The organism is Pantoea allii, assembly GCF_046529425.1.
In the GTDB taxonomy this organism is placed as follows: domain Bacteria; phylum Pseudomonadota; class Gammaproteobacteria; order Enterobacterales; family Enterobacteriaceae; genus Pantoea; species Pantoea allii.
Map to the genome: position 1 here is coordinate 3044860 of NZ_CP125958.1, position 17766 is coordinate 3062625.

Sequence of the window (17766 nt, forward strand, 5' to 3'; positions counted from 1 at the left end):
CCCGATAACATTAATAAGCCTGTCAGACTCTCATTGTGTTTATAACCTAACGTGCAGCTTTAACAGAAAGGATATTTTATTGAAATAATAGCCTGTTATTATTGTCATATGAAACCCACGCCGGCAGCGATTATTTTAAAGAAAAAAGAAGATATCAATCATCAGGAAAAGCTGTAATTGTTAATCACAACTAACAAGTCACCACTGTGACGCTTTTTCATCTTCATCAATATCACAGCACGACCGTAACACACAAAAAAGCTGCGACGGAAAGTATATTTTTAAATATAAGAAAAAGAAATCAATATAATCATTAACGATTTCATCCGAAAAAAGAGATAATGCATTTTATTAAAAATAAAAAATCAGCAATTAGCATCGGCATTCGTCAGCACACTATCTGCAGAAACCCGCTCCGCGCATGCCTAAATGAAAGTGTGTGGCATGAGCCGTATTATAATCTGGCCCAAGCGCATTGCCAAAAAAGTCACAACCAGACCGCCATAATCCATGAAGCAATAAGGCTTTATCTGCGGGTTGCTGCCAGTTTTTACTCACCACCAGCCGTTGACCATTGGTCAGTCGATAGGCAGTGATATCCCAGGCATCAGCGCTGGCATGTTCACTTAATCTTCCCTGAGTACGATGATAGACATTGCGACACGCATAGCTGCCAACATGCTCAATACCCGCCAGCTTGCTGCCCGATTGCTGCAGAATCTGCTGACTGCTGTGAACGACATACATAGTCGCTGCAACGGCCATCGGACAACTGGCCAGAAAACTGCTGTTGAGAGAAACGGTGCCAAATTTTTGCACCCGGAGCGGATGCTCAAGCGGGCACCGGCCTGTAATGGGCGGAGGTTGACGAAAGTTAACGAATCCCGACTGCTCTGCGCGACGCATCACGTCCAGACAGGCTGCGGGATCATTTTGCAGCCGCTTTAATTTCAGGCGCGTCATCCAGCCAGGTGCGTCGGTCACCGAAAGGGGCGTAAACGGATTAAACTGTGCGGGTAAATGCTCTTTCAACCAGGGCAGACTCATCCACCCTAGCCCGATTAATACGAAAAGCAGGACAAGCGTGCGCATAGTGCCTCTGATGGCGAAACCAAGAATAATGAGCAAGTGTAGAAGCGCGCTGCCTTGTCTGCCCTGCCGATGACACAAGGTGATGAAAGATTACCTAATCTGACGTAAAAAACGCCTGCATAAGACAAAAATGCCGCTTTGATGAGAATGTTGTCTGATATTGTTAAAAAATCATTACCGTTTTCATTCCTACTTCCTCTATCTTATGCCAAATTATTTCAGGCAGTCATCCTCAACAGCCATCAGAGCTGACACAACATCAAGACAGGAAAGACAATTTCATGGTTGATCAATCTAATCACACGCAGAGCCCACAAGGCTCAGACACCTTGCGGCGTAATCTGCATAACCGGCATATCCAGCTCATTGCTATCGGTGGCGCTATCGGAACGGGTCTGTTTATGGGCTCGGGTAAAACCATTAGCCTGGCCGGACCTTCGATCATCTTCGTCTATATGATCATTGGCTTTATGCTGTTTTTTGTCATGCGCGCGATGGGCGAATTACTGCTGTCGAATCTGGAATACAAATCTTTCAGCGACTTTGCAGCTGACCTACTTGGGCCGTGGGCGGGATACTTTACCGGCTGGACATACTGGTTCTGCTGGGTAGTCACCGGAATAGCCGATGTGGTGGCGATCAGTGCTTATTTCCAGCTCTGGTTCCCCGGCTTTTCAATCTGGATGAGTGCGCTGCTGTGCGTGTTTGTCTTCCTGGCGTTGAACATTGCCACGGTGAAAATGTTTGGTGAGATGGAATTCTGGTTCGCCATTATCAAAATTGTGGCCATCGTCGCGTTGATTATTACCGGGATCGTATTGGTTTCCATGCACTACCCTTCGCCAGGTGGCGGCACTGCATCCCTGAGTAATATCTGGGATCATGGTGGTATGTTCCCTAAAGGACTCAGCGGATTCTTTGCCGGTTTCCAGATTGCGGTTTTTGCCTTTGTCGGCATTGAACTGGTCGGTACGGCTGCGGCTGAAACACACGACCCGCACAAGGTTTTACCGCGTGCGATTAACGCCATCCCGCTACGCGTCATCATGTTCTATGTTCTGGCCCTGATGGTGATTATGTCGGTCACGCCATGGACAGAGGTGATGGCCGATCGCAGTCCCTTTGTGGAAATGTTTGTCCTGATTGGTCTGCCCGCTGCCGCCAGCATCGTTAACTTTGTGGTATTAACATCCGCTGCCTCATCCGCCAACAGCGGGATTTTCTCAACCAGCCGCATGCTGTACGGCCTGTCACAACAGGGCGTGGCCAGCCGTGCTTTTGGACGTTTATCTGCACGCGCCGTCCCCACGACGGGCCTGTTCTTTTCCTGCTTCTGTTTGCTGTGCGGCGTGGCGCTGATTTATCTGATCCCCAATGTGATGACGGTATTTACCCTGGTCACAACGGTTTCCGCCATTCTGTTTATGTTCGTCTGGACCATTATCCTGTGCAGCTATCTGGCCTATCGCAAAAAATTCCCGGAACGCCATGCGGCCTCGAACTTTAAAATGCCGTTAGGTAAATTCATGTGCTGGGTTTGCATGGCTTTCTTCGTGTTCATCCTGGTCTTGCTGACGCTACAGGACGATACTCGCCAGGCATTAATGGTGACGCCATTGTGGTTTATCTTGCTGGCCGTGGGCTGGCAACTGCGCCGACGCAAACACCGTTAAGCGCCGTTAAAAACGCAAAAGCCCGACACGTGTCGGGCTTTTTTTATAGCTGGTCAGCGATATGACTGAAACTGCGTTTTAACGCGCGTTCAGTGGTCGGCAGGCGTTGCGGATGAGCATCCGGTTGTTGTGCCGTGCCCAAACCGAACGTGAAGGTGTAGCGGTTATCTTCACCCATCCGCAAATCGGCGATAGTAACCTGCCCATCATGCTCGCCCATGGCATAAAAGCCGTGACTAAACCAGGCGATACGTTCTGCAAACGCGTTACCTTTAAATGATGAAAATAACGCAGGATGACGTGGCCGCCATGTGACCTTTACAGGGCGACCGGGCGACAGCAAAGACCAGTAAGCCTCGCCATAACGGTCCGGCGTGATAATCACGCTACGCCAGACAACCGTATTTAAGGCCGTTGGCGTTACCAGCACCTTATTCGTCGCAATGCCCTGCTGTTGAAGCGACTGTTTGATTTGGCCGTCTGCGACCTGCTGAATCACAACACTCCAGACCAGATAGGCCGAACTGAGCGCCAGACCTGCGCAGTTCCAGCGTAATCCCCGATCGCTTCGCCGCCATAACGCCACACATAACCCCACGATCAGCGGTAAGGTATACAGCGGATCGACGATATAGATGCTGCCAATGGCGTAAGGATGATCGGTAAGCAGCAGTCCAAGCTGGGTGCCGTATACCGTCATCAGGTCGAGAAGAGGATGGGTAATAAGCGCCAGCCAGACAGCAGGCCACCAGGTTATCCATGTCGCTCCTATACGGCAAAGCCGCGCGACCAGCCAGGCCAGTAACGGGGAAATCAGCGTCAGATAAAGCAGCGCGTGACTTTCAGTGCGGTGCAGCGTCATATTGCTGATGGCATCACCGTGATCGATAAAGACATCCAGATCGGGCAATGTTCCCGCTATCGCTCCAACAAGGGCTGCCTGCCAGGCCGGAACGCGGCGTCCCATCACCGCCATGGTGACTGATGCGCCCAGTACGCATTGTGAAACAGAATCCATCAGGCCACTCCGTTGTTTGTTCCTGTATTCAGTATGGCCGCGTTCTCTTAGCGCACCCGAATACCTTCAATAATAATGCGCTGAACGTTCTCCACCGTCTCTTCGAAAAACAGGGGATTGCTGAGCTTGCTTCCCGTGATGGCTTCGACCTGGCTGGCAAAATCAGCATAGTGCTGTGTGGTTGCCCACAGCATAAAAATCAGGTGTTGAGGCTGAATACCCGCCAGCCGGCCTTCGGCTATCCAGCGCTGTATGATCGCTGTTTTATCGTCCATCAGCTTTTTTAAATCCCCTGCCAGCTCACCTTTTAGCAAGGGTGCGCCCTGAAGCATTTCGAGGCAAAACAGCCTTGATGCCTGGGGATGATCGCGGGACACTTCCAGTTTCAGACGAATATAATGACGAATGGCTCTTAAAGGTTCCTGATCGTGACTGAGTGCGCGCAGAGGTGCCAGCCAGACATCCAGGATCTCTTTTAACACGGCGATATAGAGCGCTTCTTTCGAGGGATAGTAATACAGCAGATTCGTTTTGGAGACGCCGGCATGTTCAGCCACTTTTTCCAGCCGCGTACCATGAATGCCAAACTGGGAAAAAAAGCTCAGTGCGGCATCCAAAATAGCCGCCCGTTTGGCTGCAACAGCCACTGCGCGGCGCGTGGGTACTGATGTTTCCTTTTTCATAGGCTTTTCCCTTCACGTTAACTGTACGCATCATAGCAACGCACTGATTTTACGCCACTTGTGGCGGTACACTTCCCTGAGCATTAGCACAGGGGCGGTAACGCTCAGAGAGCGAGCGCCGAGCGAATCCCGGCCTCTGCGGCTCTTGTAGCAGAAGGTGCATTGGTTCAGGCGGTTTACGCACTTCCCTTCGTCGCCTTCAATCATCCCGCGCGGAGGAAGGGGGAAACGCTTTGCGGCGTTTTAAACGCAGTTCACTCATTATTACGCCGCATACGATAAAGGCCGCACCGAGTATCGCTGTGGCGGGTAAACGTTCTCCCGCGATGCGCCCAACGACGCCCGCCCATACCGGTTCTCCGGCATAAATCACCGTCGCCCGCGTGGGCGACACGCTACGTTGTGCCCAGTTCATCGTCACCTGTATCAGTGCACTGGCCGCGCCCAGGCCGATTGCACTGAGTAATAACGGTGTCGACAGTGCAGGCAACGTTTCTCCATTGGGAAGCATAAAGCAGAAGGCACACAGTGAAGCGACCGTGAGTTGAACAAAGGTCACACGACGAACATCAACATGCCCGGCAAAGCGGCTGATAAGGATAATTTCGCCCGCGATCGCCAGCGTACTGAGCAGCGTGGCAATCTCGCCCTGATTCAGCGCAACGCGTCCATCCTGCGGTCCCGCGACCAGTATTAAACCGCAAAATGCCAGTAAAATACCTAACCACGCCATTAACCGGGGTGGTCGACGCAGAAACAACCACTGCAGGAGCGGCACAACCGGAACGTACAACGCGGTAAGAAAGGCTGACTGGCTGCTGGAAATGGTCTGCATTCCCCAGGTCTGTAAACCGTAACCACCGGCGATGGTCAGGCCGATAAGCGTCCCCGCCTTGATTTCGCTTCCACTCATGGCGGTGAGATGACGGCGAAAAAAGAGCGCCAGTAATACCGCTGCCGTGGCAAAACGCAACCCGACAAAGAAAAAAGGGCCGGAATGCTGCATCGCCCGATGCACCACTAAAAAAGTCCCGCCCCAGATAACAGTTATGAAAATAAGTACCCATTCCTGACGCGTTATGCGCAGAGTCAGTCTGCGCGTCGTATCCGACATAGTTCACCTGCCTGGTTGATTCAGGCGCTATTGTGGTAAGTGATGCCGGGTAATGCAATCTCATCCGCCATCGGGCTATGAATGAAGGCCAGCAAACGGCTAATCAACCTGTTGCATTAGGTCGTGACAGGCTTTATTCCTGCGGGGCGAGCGCGGTGATGGATTTCAACATGCCATTGCGGGCCAGCATCCGGCTGCTGTCGCTCGCTCAGCATGCGCTGTTACGTAGCCGGGTTCGCCAGGGCTGTCAGATACCTGACTAATGAGTGTTACCCACAGATAGCGTCATAAAACGTATACCACAAGCGTCAAAATGGCTAAATAACAACCAAAATAGTGATTTTTTAGCCGGGAAGTTACATTTAGAAACAGAGTTATCACTAAGAATCGCCCTGGAAATAGAACAATAACCCCACCAAAAGCCCATTTTCAGCGTTTTTTAAACCGTTACGCTTGCGGCTCTCCAGCAGTTGCTCAAAGCTCTTCTATACTTTTGGGTGTGTTGAATAACCCCCCGGAGAGATCAATGGCTAAGATTCTGGTGCTTTACTATTCAATGTATGGACACGTTGAAACCATGGCTAACGCCGTGGCCGAAGGTGCCCGCAAGGTACCGGGTGCGCAGGTAGACCTTATGCGCATTCCCGAAACCATGGACGCCGAGCGCTTTGCAGAGGTCGGCGGCAAAACGCAGCAATCTGCGCCTGAGGCCACGCCAGAGATACTGCCGCAATACGACGCCATTATTGTCGGTACGCCTACCCGCTTCGGTAACATGTCTGGTCAGATGCGCACCTTCTGGGACCGCACCGGTGGCCTGTGGGCATCCGGGGCGCTCTACGGCAAAATCGCCAGCGTATTTGCCTCCACTGGTACAGGCGGCGGACAGGAACAAACCATTACCTCTGTCTGGACCACCCTCGCCCATCACGGCATGGTCATCGTTCCCATCGGTTATGGCACCAAAGAGATGTTCGATATTTCGCAAGTCCGTGGCGGAACACCTTATGGTGCCACCACGCTGGCGGGCGGAGATGGTTCGCGTCAGCCTTCGGAAGAAGAATTGATCATTGCTCGTTTTCAGGGCGAACACGTTGCCGGGCTGGCAACAAAACTTAAGGACTCATCTTCCTAAAGGAGATCGCTATGTCGAATAGTCAGGCAAAAGCACATCATGTTGGCGAATGGGCCAGCTTGCGCCACACCTCGCCAGAAATTGCCGAGGCCATTTTTGAAGTCGCAAACTATGACGAGCGCCTTGCTGAAGAAATCTGGCGTCAACAAGGCAGTGACGATGTTTTAATCCGCGCATTTGAAAAAACCGATGCGGATGTCCTTACCTGGGACGACAAACCCGTAGAACGCAAAAACGTCTGACAGTGTGGCGGGTTATCCCGCCATGCTTTTTTTACTCGCTGACCAAGGAGAGCTGCATGTCTTCCTATCAAAGCATCAACCCTGCTAACAACCAGTTAATGAAAAGCTGGCCTTCCCACGACAGCGCGGCAGTTAGCCATGCGCTGGAAACGGCCGATCACCTGTACCACTCAGACTGGAGCAAAGGCGATATTCAGCCACGCCTCCAGGTGCTGAAAAAACTGGCTGACCTGATTGATGACCGAGCGGAAGAACTGGCAAGCATCGCCAGTAAAGAAATGGGCAAACTGATTGGCCAGAGCCGCGGTGAAGTACAAATTTGTTCTCAGATTGCCCGTTACTATGCCGAGAATGCTGAACGCATTCTTAAGCCACAACCTTATAACAGTGAACTCGGGGAAGCCTGGGTTGAATATCACCCTATCGGTGTTCTGGTGGCCGTTGAACCCTGGAACTTCCCGTATTATCAGTTAATGCGCGTACTGGCACCTAACCTGGCGCTGGGAAACCCTGTCCTGGCTAAGCATGCCAATATTGTTCCGCATTGTGCTGACGTGTTTGAAAAACTGGTCAGGGAAGCAGGTGCGCCCGAAGGGGCCTGGACTAATCTGTTTATCTCAACCGATCAGGTAGCAGAACTCATTGCCGATGACCGTGTTCAGGGCGTGGCGCTTACGGGTTCCGAACGTGCCGGGAGTGCTGTTGCAGAGCAGGCAGGCAAACATCTGAAAAAATCGACGCTTGAGCTGGGTGGCAATGATGTTTTCGTTGTGACCGAAGATGCCGATCTTGATGAGGCGGTGCGTCAGGGCGTACAGGCGCGACTGAGCAACTGCGGTCAGGTTTGTACTGCCGCTAAACGCTTTATCCTCAATGAGAAAATTGCGGACACCTTTATTGATAAGTTCAGCGCGGCGCTGAATGCAGCAACCCTGGGCGATCCACTGGATGAGAAAACGACCCTCGGCCCCCTTTCCTCCGCGGATGCACGCGATCGTCTGGTAAAACAGGTTGATGAAGCGGTGGCGAATGGCGCGCGGCTGATTACCGGCGGCAAAGCCGTGGCGGGTGTAGGTTGTTTCTACCAGCCGACTGTATTGACTAACATTACGCGCGATAACCCGGCGTACTTCGAGGAATTTTTTGGCCCCGTCGCGCAAATGTACGTGGTGGCTAACGATGCTGAAGCGGTCGCGCTAGCCAACGATTCACATTACGGCTTAGGCGGTTCGGTGTGGACCCAGGATATTGCCCGCGGTCGTAAGCTGGCCTCTGCCATTGAAACAGGCATGGTGTTTATTAATTCGCAAAGCGACACGTCCGCTGAGCTTCCGTTCGGCGGAGTAAAACGTTCCGGTTATGGGCGCGAACTTTCCGACCTTGGCATTAAAGAGTTTGCTAACCAAAAGCTGGTTGTGGTTGCAGGCTGAGCATAGCGTTGCCATAAAAAAACCCCGTCTTGACGGGGTTTTTTATTTTCAGGTGCTGAACAGGATCAGTTCGCTGCCGCAGGTTGCTTCGCATCACCATTTTCAGTTTTGGCTGGCGCAGTATTGGCGGTGGCATTATTGCTTCCCGCCTGTGGTGCAGCACTGTCAGCCTTAGCCTTATCATCAGCCGCTTTCTGCGCTGCCGCCTTATCTGCTCTGGCTTTTTCGTCAGCCGCCTTCTGAGCAGCGGCCTTCTCTGCCGCCGCCTTGTCAGCATTAGCCTTATCATCGGCTGCTTTTTGAGCAGTGGCTTTGTCAGCAGCGGCTTTATCCGCTTTGGCCTTTTCATCAGCCGCTTTATCGGCAGCGGCCTTGTCAGCCTCCGCCTTTTGCGCTGCGGCACTATCGGTTGCCGCTTTTGCATCGTCAGGTTTCGCCGCTGCAGCGGGCTGTTCCGGCGCCGCAGGCTGCAGTGCTGTGCCCTGAAGCGAACTGTTTAATACTTGGGCAAACTGATCCCAACTGCAGTAGCCGTTAGCGTCTGTCTGGCAACCTGCCAGTTGCAGCGTCACGCGCTTAGGTGGCTTCTTCAGGCTCAGTACTTCTGCATCGCGCAGTTGATCGGCTGTTTGATAAACGTATTCGATTTTCAGCAAATCTTTGTTGTTTTTCGCATCGTGCCAACGCTCAAACACCACCTGCCCGCCGATCGGCGTTTTTTCGTAGGTATCAGGTAATTCATAAGGCTTAACCTGTAACGCACTCAGCAGTGATGCAATGTTGGAATCATGCCCAACCATCAGCGTGACTTTTGGCGAGTCTGACTTTTCCTGATCGATAAGCTGGCTGCGAATGTAGTCCACCAGCGGCGCAGCGACATCGCGTGCCACATCAGGCGTGGTGAACAGCACGTCCTGATAGCCATTTTTAATGGCTGAAAGCGCCTGCCACTGTTCAGGCGTTTTGATTTGTCCCCAGGCAACCTGATCCAGTGGGAAGCCTTCGTAATATTGCAGCGTAAAGGCATCCATGAGTGAATTGCCCACTTTAAGTGGCCCGTTGACGCCAGGCTCTTTGCCGTTTTCCGCGATAAATGTGTTCTGACCCGTACTCAAATCGCACTGCTTTTTGTTGTTACAGGCGGGAGACGATTTGTAATCAACAATCTTCTCAAGACGCTGGAATGCGGGTTTCAGTGACAGTTTTTCATTGGCTGCGGTCATGCCCGCCAGCGCTTTTTTGATGAATTCTTCATTACCCTCAGTGATAACCGGATTAAATACCGGGTCCATGCTACCCATTTCATCCTGATGGGTAACAGCAATATCACAACCTGGGAAAGCACCATTCACAAAGAACTGCGCCGTCGCCACGGTGCGCTGCAGACTGTTTGCATAAACAAAGACGCTGTTGCTGTCCGGGCAGACGCCGTTCTTAACCAGTCCCTGCTGCGCAAGCCACTGACGCGTATAATTACCCATATACACTTCCAGCACACCGCCTTTCGTGGTCAGTTGTCCACCCGGAACATCCCATTCCGGCCAATTTTTTTTCGTGGACTGTGCCAGCACGCTGCCGTTATCCGCAAGCGGTGCACGCAGGTTATGGCGGCTGAACATCAGCACCTGTTGTAACTGCATATCGTTGTCAGCGGCGTGTGCCAGCGTCCCAATCGGTAATGCAGCAAGTACCGACAATGCGCAAAGACTCAGTTTCTTGATCATTGTGCCTATTCCATTCATTCAGTAAAAAAACACTCTGGCTATCAACCGATTAGCACGCATCAGAGCGACGTGGCGAATAGTGTAACTCAGCTTGCCCCCGAAAAGCGCCAGGCAACAGTAAAAACAATTAATGGACTATAGCAGAGATGCTGGACGCCGTTCAAAACCGTACAGTTTGCTGAAAACGAAGAGATAATTAATGACAGGTGGGGAGGAAGGAATAAAACGAAACAGGCCAGCACGCTGTGCTGGCCTGTAAAATGTGGCGGAGGAAGAGAGATTCGAACTCTCGGATGGTTTCCCATCGGCGGTTTTCAAGACCGCTGCCTTAAGCCGCTCGGCCATCCCTCCGGATTGTAACACTACTGCAAAGGCAAGATGCTATTACTCTGTCTTGCCGCTTCATGCCTGACTGGTCAATGAAGTGGCGGAGGAGGAGAGATTCGAACTCTCGGATGGTTTCCCATCGGCGGTTTTCAAGACCGCTGCCTTAAGCCGCTCGGCCACCCCTCCGCAATGACGCGCACTATAAACATCCCCTATGGAGATGTAAAGCCTGTGATAATCCGTTCGCCTGAAAAACAGCCAAATTCACGTTATTCGTTGGCTAAATCGCCATTCTGCTCAAAGAATTAACGCGTTAACGCGTAAAGAAGGGTAAAACGGCTTTTCCCTCTCTATAGTGCTGCGTATTCTCAGCACATATTTGGTGTTCTGCCTTACAGGAGCGCAACATGGACAGAATAGTTTCTTCATCATCGCGACAGTCATTACTCAGCACACATAAAGTGCTACGTAACACCTATTTTCTGCTGGGCCTTACGCTTGCCTTCTCTGCGCTAACGGCTACCGCCAGTACGCTACTGGCATTACCGGCTCCCGGCTTGATTCTGATGCTGGTGGGCTTCTATGGTCTGATGTTCCTGACCTATCGCCTGGCTGACAGCCCTATGGGCATTTTAGCCGCGTTTGCCTTTACGGGCTTCCTGGGTTACTGCCTGGGGCCCATCTTAAGTTCCTACCTCGCCGCGGGAATGGGTGACGTGATCGCGCTGGCGTTAGGGGGAACGGCGCTGGTGTTCTTCTGCTGTTCAGCCTACGTGCTGACAACAGGTCGTGACATGTCCTTCCTGGGCGGCATGATGATGGCGGGCTTCGTGGTGTTACTGGTTGCCGTTGTGGCTAACCTGTTCCTGCAACTTCCGGCGCTGCACCTGGCGATCAGTGCGCTGTTTATCCTGTTCTCTGCCGGTGCGATTTTGTGGGAAACCAGCAACATTATTCATGGTGGCGAAACCAACTATATTCGTGCCACAGTAAGCCTCTATGTTTCCCTTTATAACATCTTTGTTAGTCTGTTAAGCATATTAGGTTTTTCCCGCAGCAATTAATCGCCGCAGTTGAAGCGATGAAAACCCCGCCCCGGCGGGGTTTTTGCTTTTTCTGCGCTGTCAGTTTGGTAAACTGCAGCCCAAATGACGATGAGGAAGCACGATGAACTACAACGGTGACGAAATCGCTGTCGATGCCGAAGGCTATTTGAAAAACCACCATGACTGGAGTGAAGGGCTGGCCCGGCAGATTGCGGAAAGTGAGGCTATCGTGATGACTGATGCCCACTGGGAAGTGGTGCACTTTGTGCGTGACTTTTATCTGGAATTTAATACCTCGCCCGCCGTACGTATGCTGGTAAAAGCCATGGCGAAAAAGTATGGCGAAGAGAAAGGGAACAGCCGCTATCTGTTTCGCCTGTTCCCGGAGGGCCCAGCTAAACAGGCGACAAAAATTGCCGGCCTGCCCAAGCCCGCAAAATGTCTTTAATCAGCCAGTGGTAAAACGCTGTGGGATGTCGGTGGGCTGATGCGGCTCCACCCACACGTTCTCCACCTGTGCCGTGCGCGGCCCTCCGGCCTTTAACCAGGCCACTAAAGCCTCCACCTGCTCTGCTTCACCACTGGCCAGCACTTCAACGCGGCCATCATCGAGATTACGCGCATAACCCTTTACGCCGAGCGCATTGGCTTTCGCCTGCGTGCTGTAGCGGAAACCCACGCCCTGCACGGTGCCCTGTACCCAGGCTTTGTAACACACCATCGCCATGGTTCTCTCCTGCTGTTCGTTGCAATTTGCCGTTATCCACTGGACAATAGCGCCTCATTTTTTCAGGTAAGCATAGCAAACTATGACAGTTCGATTGATTCTCGCCAAGGGACGTGAAAAGTCCCTGCTCCGTCGTCATCCCTGGGTTTTCTCTGGGGCGGTCGCCCGTCTTGAAGGTAAAGCCCAGCAGGGGGAAACCATTGATGTTTGTGACAGTAATGGTAAATGGCTGGCGCGTGCCGCTTATTCACCTCAGTCACAAATTCGCGCTCGCGTCTGGAGCTGGCAGCAGGACGAATCTATCGATATCGCTTTCTTTGTCCGCCGTTTTCAGCAAGCACAAATCTGGCGCGACTGGCTGGCGGCACGCGACGGACTGGACAGCTATCGCCTGATTGCCGGCGAGTCCGACGGCCTGCCGGGCGTAACCATCGATCGCTTTGGCCACTTTTTGGTGCTTCAGTTGCTGTCTGCCGGGGCCGAGTATCAGCGCCCTGCCATTATTTCAGCGTTGCAGCAGTGTTTTCCGGATTGCGCTATCTACGATCGCTCCGACGTCGCGGTTCGTAAAAAAGAAGGGCTGGAGCTGACGCAGGGAACCGTAACCGGTGAACAACCTCCCGCGCTGTTGCCGATTACGGAACACGATATGAAGCTGCTGGTGGATATCCAGGGCGGCCATAAAACGGGCTATTACCTGGATCAGCGCGACAGCCGCTATGCAACACGACGCTATGCAAAAGACGCTCGCGTGCTGAACTGCTTTTCGTATACCGGTGGTTTTGCCGTCTCGGCGTTAATGGGCGGTTGTAGAGAAGTGATTAGCGTTGATACATCACAGGATGCGCTGGATGTGGCACGTCAAAACGTTGAGCTGAACGGATTAGATGTTTCCCGTGCTCAGTTCCAGCGCGATGACGTCTTTAAACTGCTGCGCCGCTATCGTGATAATGGTGAGAAATTCGATCTCATCATCATGGACCCGCCAAAGTTTGTTGAAAATAAAAGTCAGCTTATGGGCGCCTGCCGTGGCTATAAAGACATCAACATGCTGGCGATTCAGTTGCTGAATCCCGGCGGAATGTTACTCACGTTCTCCTGCTCGGGCTTAATGGCTACTGATCTGTTCCAGAAAATCATCGCCGATGCCGCACTGGATGCAGGCCGTGACGTACAGTTTGTCGAGCAATTCCGTCAGGCTGCGGATCACCCAGTGATTGCCACCTATCCGGAAGGCCTTTACCTGAAAGGTTTCGCCTGCCGCGTCATGTGACTTGAAAAGACTGTCCTCGCCCCCATCTATGATGCAGGACAGTATTTTTCGGAGGTCATCATGATTGCCAGTAAATTTGGTATTGGTCAGCAGGTTCGTCATCGGTTATCCGGCGTGCTGGGTGTGATTGTCGATGTCGATCCTGAATACGCGTTAGATGAGCCACAGTTGGATGAGATCGGAGCAGTCGATACCATACGTAGCGCGCCCTGGTACCATGTCGTGATGGAAGATGAGCAAGGCAGTCAGGTACATACCTACGTTGCCGAAATTCAGCTTGCTGGAGAAACCAGCCCGGAACATCCCGAGCAGCCGTCGATGGATGAACTGGCTGCATCTGTGCGTCAGCAGCTTCAGGCGCCGCATTTGCGTCACTAACAGCAGGCGGCAATCTGTTTGCCGCCGCTGCATTTAATGCCCCAAACCCAGCCGTGGGATCTCAATTTTGGGGCAGCGATCCATAATAACCGTCATCCCCGCATCCTGGGCCAGCACCGCAGCCTGCTCATTGATCACACCCAGCTGTAACCAGAGCGTATCTGCTCCCACTGCAATGGCATCCTGCGCCACGCCCCAGGCCGCTTCTGAATTGCGGAACACATCCACCATATCAATTTTTCCAGGGACTTCCGCCAGTGAACCATAGGCGGTTTGTCCTAACAGCGTTTGGCCTGCCAGCTTAGGACTTACCGGAATCACCTCATAACCCTGGTCGAGCAAATACTTCATTACGCCATAACTGGGACGTTCCGGGCGATCGCTGGCACCGACTAAGGCAATACGCTTTGTCCGGGTCAATACGTCGCGAATAGTCTGATCATTCATGCGCTTCTCCTTTGAGTCTGCTCTTCATTGTAGATGAGCCTTGATACTCATGACGTGAGTTGCAAAGACATATTGTGCCGCTTCGTTAGAATAAATATGTATAATTGTAAACTTAATGCCATAATGTAAGAATTTGCTACATCCATCCACTGTCAACCGGAGTCGAAATGAAGCTGTCAATGGCTGTAACGGGGTTCATTGCTCTCCTCGTTTCGGCATCCTGCTCTGCAATTACCCTGAAACTTGATCCCCAGATCACCTTGATGGTTTTAGATGGTCGGAAGATTTCTGGTTCACTGCTGAAAGGGGCTGACAGTTTAGAACTGGAGCGTGGTCAACATCAGTTTTTATTTCGGGTGGAACAACAGCCGGGTGACAATAAAACCGTTGCGCAACGCTATCAGTCTGTCCCGATGATTGTGACCTTCTCAGCTCAAGCAAAAACCATTGCCATCCGCCTGCCGCAGCTCAACAATCCACGGGAACGTCATAATTTTGACCGTTCACTGGCCTTCAGGCTGGTGGATGAAAAAGGCAAAGAGGTTTTTAGCGTGCGTGACCGTCTGCCTGTTACAGCCGGTGCGGATGTTGAAAAAGCGATGGTCGATTACAATCGTATGGGATTAGCGGCTTCTGTACCGCAATTCGCCAATCTCACCTCGCCATCCCCGTCTGCACAACTCACCGCCGACCTTGCCTGGTCTGTTGACACCACAACTCCGTCACTTCAGCACTGGTTTCAGCGTTTCGATGAGGCCACGCGTCAGCAGTTTATAAATCTGGTCAAAATGTTGCGTGCAAGTTGATAGTCTGAAATAGCACGAGGTAAACTGCTGCAACGGGCGATTTGCTCCTTTGCATCAGGATGCTGTTATGGAATACACCCTACGTACCCTTGGAAAACAAAAACATATCGCGCTGGTCGCCCATGACCACTGCAAAGCCTCTCTGCTGGACTGGGTCACACGTAATCAGCCAGCGCTCGAACCCCATATTCTCTATGCGACAGGCACAACGGGTAATCTGATAAACCGTCACACCGGCCTGAACGTCAATGCGATGCTGAGTGGCCCAATGGGCGGAGATCAGCAGGTTGGCGCATTGATTGCCGAGGGTAAAATTGACGCACTGATGTTTTTTTGGGATCCGTTAAATGCGGTTCCTCACGATCCTGACGTCAAAGCCCTGCTGCGTCTGGCCACGGTTTGGAATATTCCGGTTGCAACCAATCGGGCAACTGCCGATTTTATTATTCAGTCGCCGCTGTTTGCTCAGTCCGTCGATATACGCATTCCAGACTATGAACGCTACCTGGCTGAACGTCTGAAATAACTCAGGCTTTGCGCAGCACCGGCACGTCCAGTTCACGAAATGCCTCGACAAAGACCGACGGTTGCTGCTTATCGAAGAGCAACCAGACCTGCTGTCGCGCGCGCGTGAGCGCGACGTAAGCCAGTCGGCGCTCTTCTGCATCGGGAAAGGCTTCAGGCTGAGGCAGCAAGCCTTGCTCAATAATTGACTCGCGCTGAGCCGCGGGAAAGCCCTCTTTGCCTTGTTGAAGCCCCAGCAGAATCACGTAATCGGCCTGCTGGCCTTTGCTGGCATGAATAGTCAGAAAGTCGATGTTTAATTTTGGCCAGCGGGTTTTGGCTTTATCCAGTAAATCCGGGCGCAAATAGTGATAGCGTGCCAGTAGCAGCACTCGCTCATCGGGTTTTGCAGAACCACTCAGTTTATTCAGCAGCGCCTCCAGCTGATCCTGGGGCAACAGCGCGATAGACTTTTTATTGCCTTTAATCAGGCTGTTTAAGGGCTTACGCAACTGATGCGGATTTTGCTGAATAAAGCGGTTGGCAATCTCGCCAATACGATCGTTGAAGCGGTAAGTGGTGTCCAGCACGCAGCGGTCGCCCTCACCGAAATAGTGATGAAACGCCGTTGTCAGGCTCATTTCAGCCCCACTGAAGCGATAAATCGCCTGCCAGTCATCCCCCACAGCAAACAGCGTGGTACGCTTGTTTTGCTGGCGTAGCGCGCTCAGTAAGGCCGCGCGTTGCGGAGAAATGTCCTGGAACTCATCCACCAGAATATGCTTCCACGGGCTGATAAAACGGCCCTTTTCCAGAATCGCGACAGCCTGGTGAATCAGCCCTGAAAAATCGACGGCGCCCTCATCCTTAAGTGCACTCTTCCAGGCTTTGAGCAGCGGTGCCATCAGTTTGATCCGTTTACTGAACAGGTCGCGTAGCGCGTCAGGGACATCCTCAATCATGGCGGCCTGCGCGCCGCCGTGCATGCGCATCAGACTCAGCCAGCGTTCAAGGCGGGGAGCCAGGCGCTCAGCTAATCGATCATCTTGCCAGAATGCACCTTCGCTGATCTCCCACGCCAGTTCATCACGCAGCCATTGCCGCCAGCCATTGGCCTGAGCCTTCTTTTCGTTACACTGTTGCCGCCAGTGCTCGACCAGCAACGCCCGGCGTGCGCCGGCGTCGCTTTCCAGTTTACTGATAACAGGCTGTTTATTGCTGCCTTCGCGAATGATATGCAAGGCCAGGGAATGAAAAGTACGCGCCTGCATATCGGCCACATCTAGCCGACGTTGAATGCGGTCATTCATTTCTTCAGCCGCGTGACGGCCAAACGCCAACAGCAGAATTTGATCGGCGGAGGCGAGCCTGCGCGCTAATAACCAGCCCGCGCGGGCAACCAGCACGGACGTTTTACCGCTGCCCGCACCGGCAAGCACCAGCACCGCATCTTCACCATTGACCACGGCTTCGGCTTGTGAGGTATTAAGTGGTGTGGACTCAACCGTGGCGAAGAAATCCTGATAGCGGGTTAACATCGCGGCCGTCCAGTCGCGGTTGCGCTGGCCGATTGCCGCGTCACCCTGCTGTAACCAGTGTTGGCAAAATGCCCAGTTTTCACGGCAGGAATCAAAACTCTCGATGCGGGATAGCGGCAAGGGTAAGGCATCGAACTGCTTAAGTATCTGGTTCTTAACGGCCTGCAGTTCACTGCGCTTTAACCAACGGTCCTGCTCGCTGAAACCTTGAATTTCCTCACGCAGATCCTGTAATACTGCCGCGCATACCTCACTCATTTCATGGCTCCATGCCTGCCATGACTGCATAAGGTAGTGGTAGAAACGTTGGGTCTCCTGCCATTCGGTGCCATGCAAACGCACAACTTTACCGTCCGCCAGCAAAAACTCCAGCTCTCCCCAGACCATGCCACGCTTACAGGTAATGTCGGACAGTTGGTTAAAGGGGAGCAGATATTCGTGTTTATCGCCGCTGACTTCAACGCCAGCGGCCAACAGGCGAACCCGATTGTAGGGATGCTGGGCAAGCCGTTTGCCCATGGATGTTGCTTTAAGTTCCACGCCGACACCAACGACCGATATAAAGAGTAATCGGAGTTTACCTGTCAGACTCTTGACGCTCCAGCCTTA

At 52.5% G+C, this 17766-nt stretch carries 19 protein-coding genes and 2 tRNA genes; 11 read left to right on the plus strand and 10 right to left on the minus strand.

Annotated elements, in window-relative coordinates; all coding sequences use genetic code 11:
* Window positions 1-396: 396 nt before the first annotated feature.
* Window positions 397-1092, minus strand: coding sequence for an extensin family protein (locus QNH99_RS14440; protein ID WP_410516847.1), 696 nt, complete (start codon window positions 1090-1092; stop codon window positions 397-399).
* 281 nt (window positions 1093-1373) lie between these two features.
* Between QNH99_RS14440 and cycA the strand changes: the two genes are divergently transcribed.
* Window positions 1374-2765 (plus strand): D-serine/D-alanine/glycine transporter, encoded by a 1392-nt coding sequence (gene cycA, locus QNH99_RS14445; RefSeq protein ID WP_096012256.1) that lies wholly within the window; start codon window positions 1374-1376, stop codon window positions 2763-2765.
* Between the two features lie 43 nt (window positions 2766-2808).
* Here the strand turns inward: cycA and QNH99_RS14450 are convergent, their stop codons facing one another.
* The 3 genes from QNH99_RS14450 to QNH99_RS14460 all read right to left on the minus strand — a co-directional run bounded on the left by QNH99_RS14450 (window position 2809) and on the right by QNH99_RS14460 (window position 5580).
* On the minus strand, window positions 2809-3783 hold the full coding sequence (locus QNH99_RS14450) for a metal-dependent hydrolase (protein ID WP_410516848.1): 975 nt from the start codon (window positions 3781-3783) through the stop codon (window positions 2809-2811).
* A gap of 47 nt (window positions 3784-3830) precedes the next feature.
* The gene (rutR, locus tag QNH99_RS14455) at window positions 3831-4466 is read right to left on the minus strand and encodes an HTH-type transcriptional regulator RutR (protein WP_096012254.1); all 636 of its coding nucleotides are present in this window, start codon (window positions 4464-4466) and stop codon (window positions 3831-3833) included.
* 199 nt (window positions 4467-4665) lie between these two features.
* Window positions 4666-5580 carry a DMT family transporter gene (locus QNH99_RS14460; RefSeq protein ID WP_410515523.1) on the minus strand — a complete coding sequence of 305 codons (915 nt, stop codon included), beginning with the start codon at window positions 5578-5580 and terminating at the stop codon, window positions 4666-4668.
* A 77-nt stretch (window positions 5581-5657) separates the two neighbouring features.
* Between QNH99_RS14460 and QNH99_RS14465 the strand changes: the two genes are divergently transcribed.
* The 4 genes from QNH99_RS14465 to QNH99_RS14480 all read left to right on the plus strand — a co-directional run bounded on the left by QNH99_RS14465 (window position 5658) and on the right by QNH99_RS14480 (window position 8387).
* Window positions 5658-5843 (plus strand): hypothetical protein, encoded by a 186-nt coding sequence (locus QNH99_RS14465; protein WP_109717260.1) that lies wholly within the window; start codon window positions 5658-5660, stop codon window positions 5841-5843.
* Window positions 5844-6106: 263 nt separating this feature from the next.
* A complete protein-coding gene (gene wrbA, locus QNH99_RS14470; RefSeq protein ID WP_063879000.1) occupies window positions 6107-6715 on the plus strand; it encodes an NAD(P)H:quinone oxidoreductase in 609 nt (202 codons plus the stop codon).
* A gap of 11 nt (window positions 6716-6726) precedes the next feature.
* The gene (locus QNH99_RS14475; RefSeq protein WP_063878999.1) at window positions 6727-6957 is read left to right on the plus strand and encodes a YccJ family protein; all 231 of its coding nucleotides are present in this window, start codon (window positions 6727-6729) and stop codon (window positions 6955-6957) included.
* Between the two features lie 56 nt (window positions 6958-7013).
* Complete coding sequence (locus QNH99_RS14480) at window positions 7014-8387, plus strand: NAD-dependent succinate-semialdehyde dehydrogenase (RefSeq protein WP_109717259.1); 1374 nt, start codon at window positions 7014-7016, stop codon at window positions 8385-8387.
* A 65-nt stretch (window positions 8388-8452) separates the two neighbouring features.
* Here the strand turns inward: QNH99_RS14480 and agp are convergent, their stop codons facing one another.
* The 3 genes from agp to QNH99_RS14495 all read right to left on the minus strand — a co-directional run bounded on the left by agp (window position 8453) and on the right by QNH99_RS14495 (window position 10624).
* Window positions 8453-10111: a bifunctional glucose-1-phosphatase/inositol phosphatase gene (gene agp, locus QNH99_RS14485; RefSeq protein ID WP_186440846.1), complete on the minus strand. Its 1659-nt coding sequence runs from the start codon at window positions 10109-10111 to the stop codon at window positions 8453-8455.
* 263 nt (window positions 10112-10374) lie between these two features.
* Window positions 10375-10462: transfer RNA gene (locus tag QNH99_RS14490), tRNA-Ser, on the minus strand.
* A gap of 74 nt (window positions 10463-10536) precedes the next feature.
* Window positions 10537-10624 (minus strand) — tRNA-Ser (locus QNH99_RS14495).
* 221 nt (window positions 10625-10845) lie between these two features.
* On the opposite strand from QNH99_RS14495, the gene yccA reads away from it, so the two are divergent.
* Both yccA and QNH99_RS14505 read left to right on the plus strand, forming a co-directional pair.
* On the plus strand, window positions 10846-11502 hold the full coding sequence (gene yccA, locus QNH99_RS14500; RefSeq protein ID WP_109717257.1) for an FtsH protease modulator YccA: 657 nt from the start codon (window positions 10846-10848) through the stop codon (window positions 11500-11502).
* A 103-nt stretch (window positions 11503-11605) separates the two neighbouring features.
* Window positions 11606-11932 carry a TusE/DsrC/DsvC family sulfur relay protein gene (locus QNH99_RS14505; RefSeq protein WP_063878995.1) on the plus strand — a complete coding sequence of 109 codons (327 nt, stop codon included), beginning with the start codon at window positions 11606-11608 and terminating at the stop codon, window positions 11930-11932.
* Here the strand turns inward: QNH99_RS14505 and yccX are convergent, their stop codons facing one another.
* A complete protein-coding gene (yccX, locus tag QNH99_RS14510) occupies window positions 11933-12211 on the minus strand; it encodes an acylphosphatase (RefSeq protein WP_241536804.1) in 279 nt (92 codons plus the stop codon).
* Window positions 12212-12293: 82 nt separating this feature from the next.
* On the opposite strand from yccX, the gene rlmI reads away from it, so the two are divergent.
* Together rlmI and hspQ are read left to right on the plus strand one after the other, a co-directional pair.
* The gene (rlmI, locus tag QNH99_RS14515; RefSeq protein ID WP_063878993.1) at window positions 12294-13484 is read left to right on the plus strand and encodes a 23S rRNA (cytosine(1962)-C(5))-methyltransferase RlmI; all 1191 of its coding nucleotides are present in this window, start codon (window positions 12294-12296) and stop codon (window positions 13482-13484) included.
* A gap of 60 nt (window positions 13485-13544) precedes the next feature.
* Window positions 13545-13862: a heat shock protein HspQ gene (hspQ, locus tag QNH99_RS14520; protein ID WP_410516849.1), complete on the plus strand. Its 318-nt coding sequence runs from the start codon at window positions 13545-13547 to the stop codon at window positions 13860-13862.
* Between the two features lie 33 nt (window positions 13863-13895).
* Here the strand turns inward: hspQ and QNH99_RS14525 are convergent, their stop codons facing one another.
* Window positions 13896-14309 carry a CoA-binding protein gene (locus QNH99_RS14525; RefSeq protein ID WP_063878991.1) on the minus strand — a complete coding sequence of 138 codons (414 nt, stop codon included), beginning with the start codon at window positions 14307-14309 and terminating at the stop codon, window positions 13896-13898.
* A 167-nt stretch (window positions 14310-14476) separates the two neighbouring features.
* On the opposite strand from QNH99_RS14525, the gene QNH99_RS14530 reads away from it, so the two are divergent.
* Both QNH99_RS14530 and mgsA read left to right on the plus strand, forming a co-directional pair.
* On the plus strand, window positions 14477-15115 hold the full coding sequence (locus QNH99_RS14530) for a DUF2057 family protein (RefSeq protein WP_063878990.1): 639 nt from the start codon (window positions 14477-14479) through the stop codon (window positions 15113-15115).
* Window positions 15116-15182: 67 nt separating this feature from the next.
* A complete protein-coding gene (mgsA, locus tag QNH99_RS14535; RefSeq protein WP_063878989.1) occupies window positions 15183-15641 on the plus strand; it encodes a methylglyoxal synthase in 459 nt (152 codons plus the stop codon).
* A 1-nt stretch (window position 15642) separates the two neighbouring features.
* Here mgsA and helD read toward each other — a convergent pair whose 3' ends face one another.
* On the minus strand, window positions 15643-17697 hold the full coding sequence (gene helD / locus QNH99_RS14540; RefSeq protein WP_410516850.1) for a DNA helicase IV: 2055 nt from the start codon (window positions 17695-17697) through the stop codon (window positions 15643-15645).
* Between the last annotated feature and the right edge of the window lie 69 nt (window positions 17698-17766).

Excerpts from the sequence above, each read along its gene's own strand:
- QNH99_RS14440 (WP_410516847.1), bottom strand. The coding sequence starts at position 1,092 with ATGCGCACGCTTGTCCTGCTTTTCGTATTAATCGGGCTAGGGTGGATG.
- cycA (WP_096012256.1), top strand. The coding sequence starts at position 1,374 with ATGGTTGATCAATCTAATCACACGCAGAGCCCACAAGGCTCAGACACC.
- QNH99_RS14450 (WP_410516848.1), bottom strand. The coding sequence starts at position 3,783 with ATGGATTCTGTTTCACAATGCGTACTGGGCGCATCAGTCACCATGGCG.
- rutR (WP_096012254.1), bottom strand. The coding sequence starts at position 4,466 with ATGAAAAAGGAAACATCAGTACCCACGCGCCGCGCAGTGGCTGTTGCA.
- QNH99_RS14460 (WP_410515523.1), bottom strand. The coding sequence starts at position 5,580 with ATGTCGGATACGACGCGCAGACTGACTCTGCGCATAACGCGTCAGGAA.
- QNH99_RS14465 (WP_109717260.1), top strand. The coding sequence starts at position 5,658 with ATGAATGAAGGCCAGCAAACGGCTAATCAACCTGTTGCATTAGGTCGT.
- wrbA (WP_063879000.1), top strand. The coding sequence starts at position 6,107 with ATGGCTAAGATTCTGGTGCTTTACTATTCAATGTATGGACACGTTGAA.
- QNH99_RS14475 (WP_063878999.1), top strand. The coding sequence starts at position 6,727 with ATGTCGAATAGTCAGGCAAAAGCACATCATGTTGGCGAATGGGCCAGC.
- QNH99_RS14480 (WP_109717259.1), top strand. The coding sequence starts at position 7,014 with ATGTCTTCCTATCAAAGCATCAACCCTGCTAACAACCAGTTAATGAAA.
- agp (WP_186440846.1), bottom strand. The coding sequence starts at position 10,111 with ATGATCAAGAAACTGAGTCTTTGCGCATTGTCGGTACTTGCTGCATTA.
- yccA (WP_109717257.1), top strand. The coding sequence starts at position 10,846 with ATGGACAGAATAGTTTCTTCATCATCGCGACAGTCATTACTCAGCACA.
- QNH99_RS14505 (WP_063878995.1), top strand. The coding sequence starts at position 11,606 with ATGAACTACAACGGTGACGAAATCGCTGTCGATGCCGAAGGCTATTTG.
- yccX (WP_241536804.1), bottom strand. The coding sequence starts at position 12,211 with ATGGCGATGGTGTGTTACAAAGCCTGGGTACAGGGCACCGTGCAGGGC.
- rlmI (WP_063878993.1), top strand. The coding sequence starts at position 12,294 with ATGACAGTTCGATTGATTCTCGCCAAGGGACGTGAAAAGTCCCTGCTC.
- hspQ (WP_410516849.1), top strand. The coding sequence starts at position 13,545 with ATGATTGCCAGTAAATTTGGTATTGGTCAGCAGGTTCGTCATCGGTTA.
- QNH99_RS14525 (WP_063878991.1), bottom strand. The coding sequence starts at position 14,309 with ATGAATGATCAGACTATTCGCGACGTATTGACCCGGACAAAGCGTATT.
- QNH99_RS14530 (WP_063878990.1), top strand. The coding sequence starts at position 14,477 with ATGAAGCTGTCAATGGCTGTAACGGGGTTCATTGCTCTCCTCGTTTCG.
- mgsA (WP_063878989.1), top strand. The coding sequence starts at position 15,183 with ATGGAATACACCCTACGTACCCTTGGAAAACAAAAACATATCGCGCTG.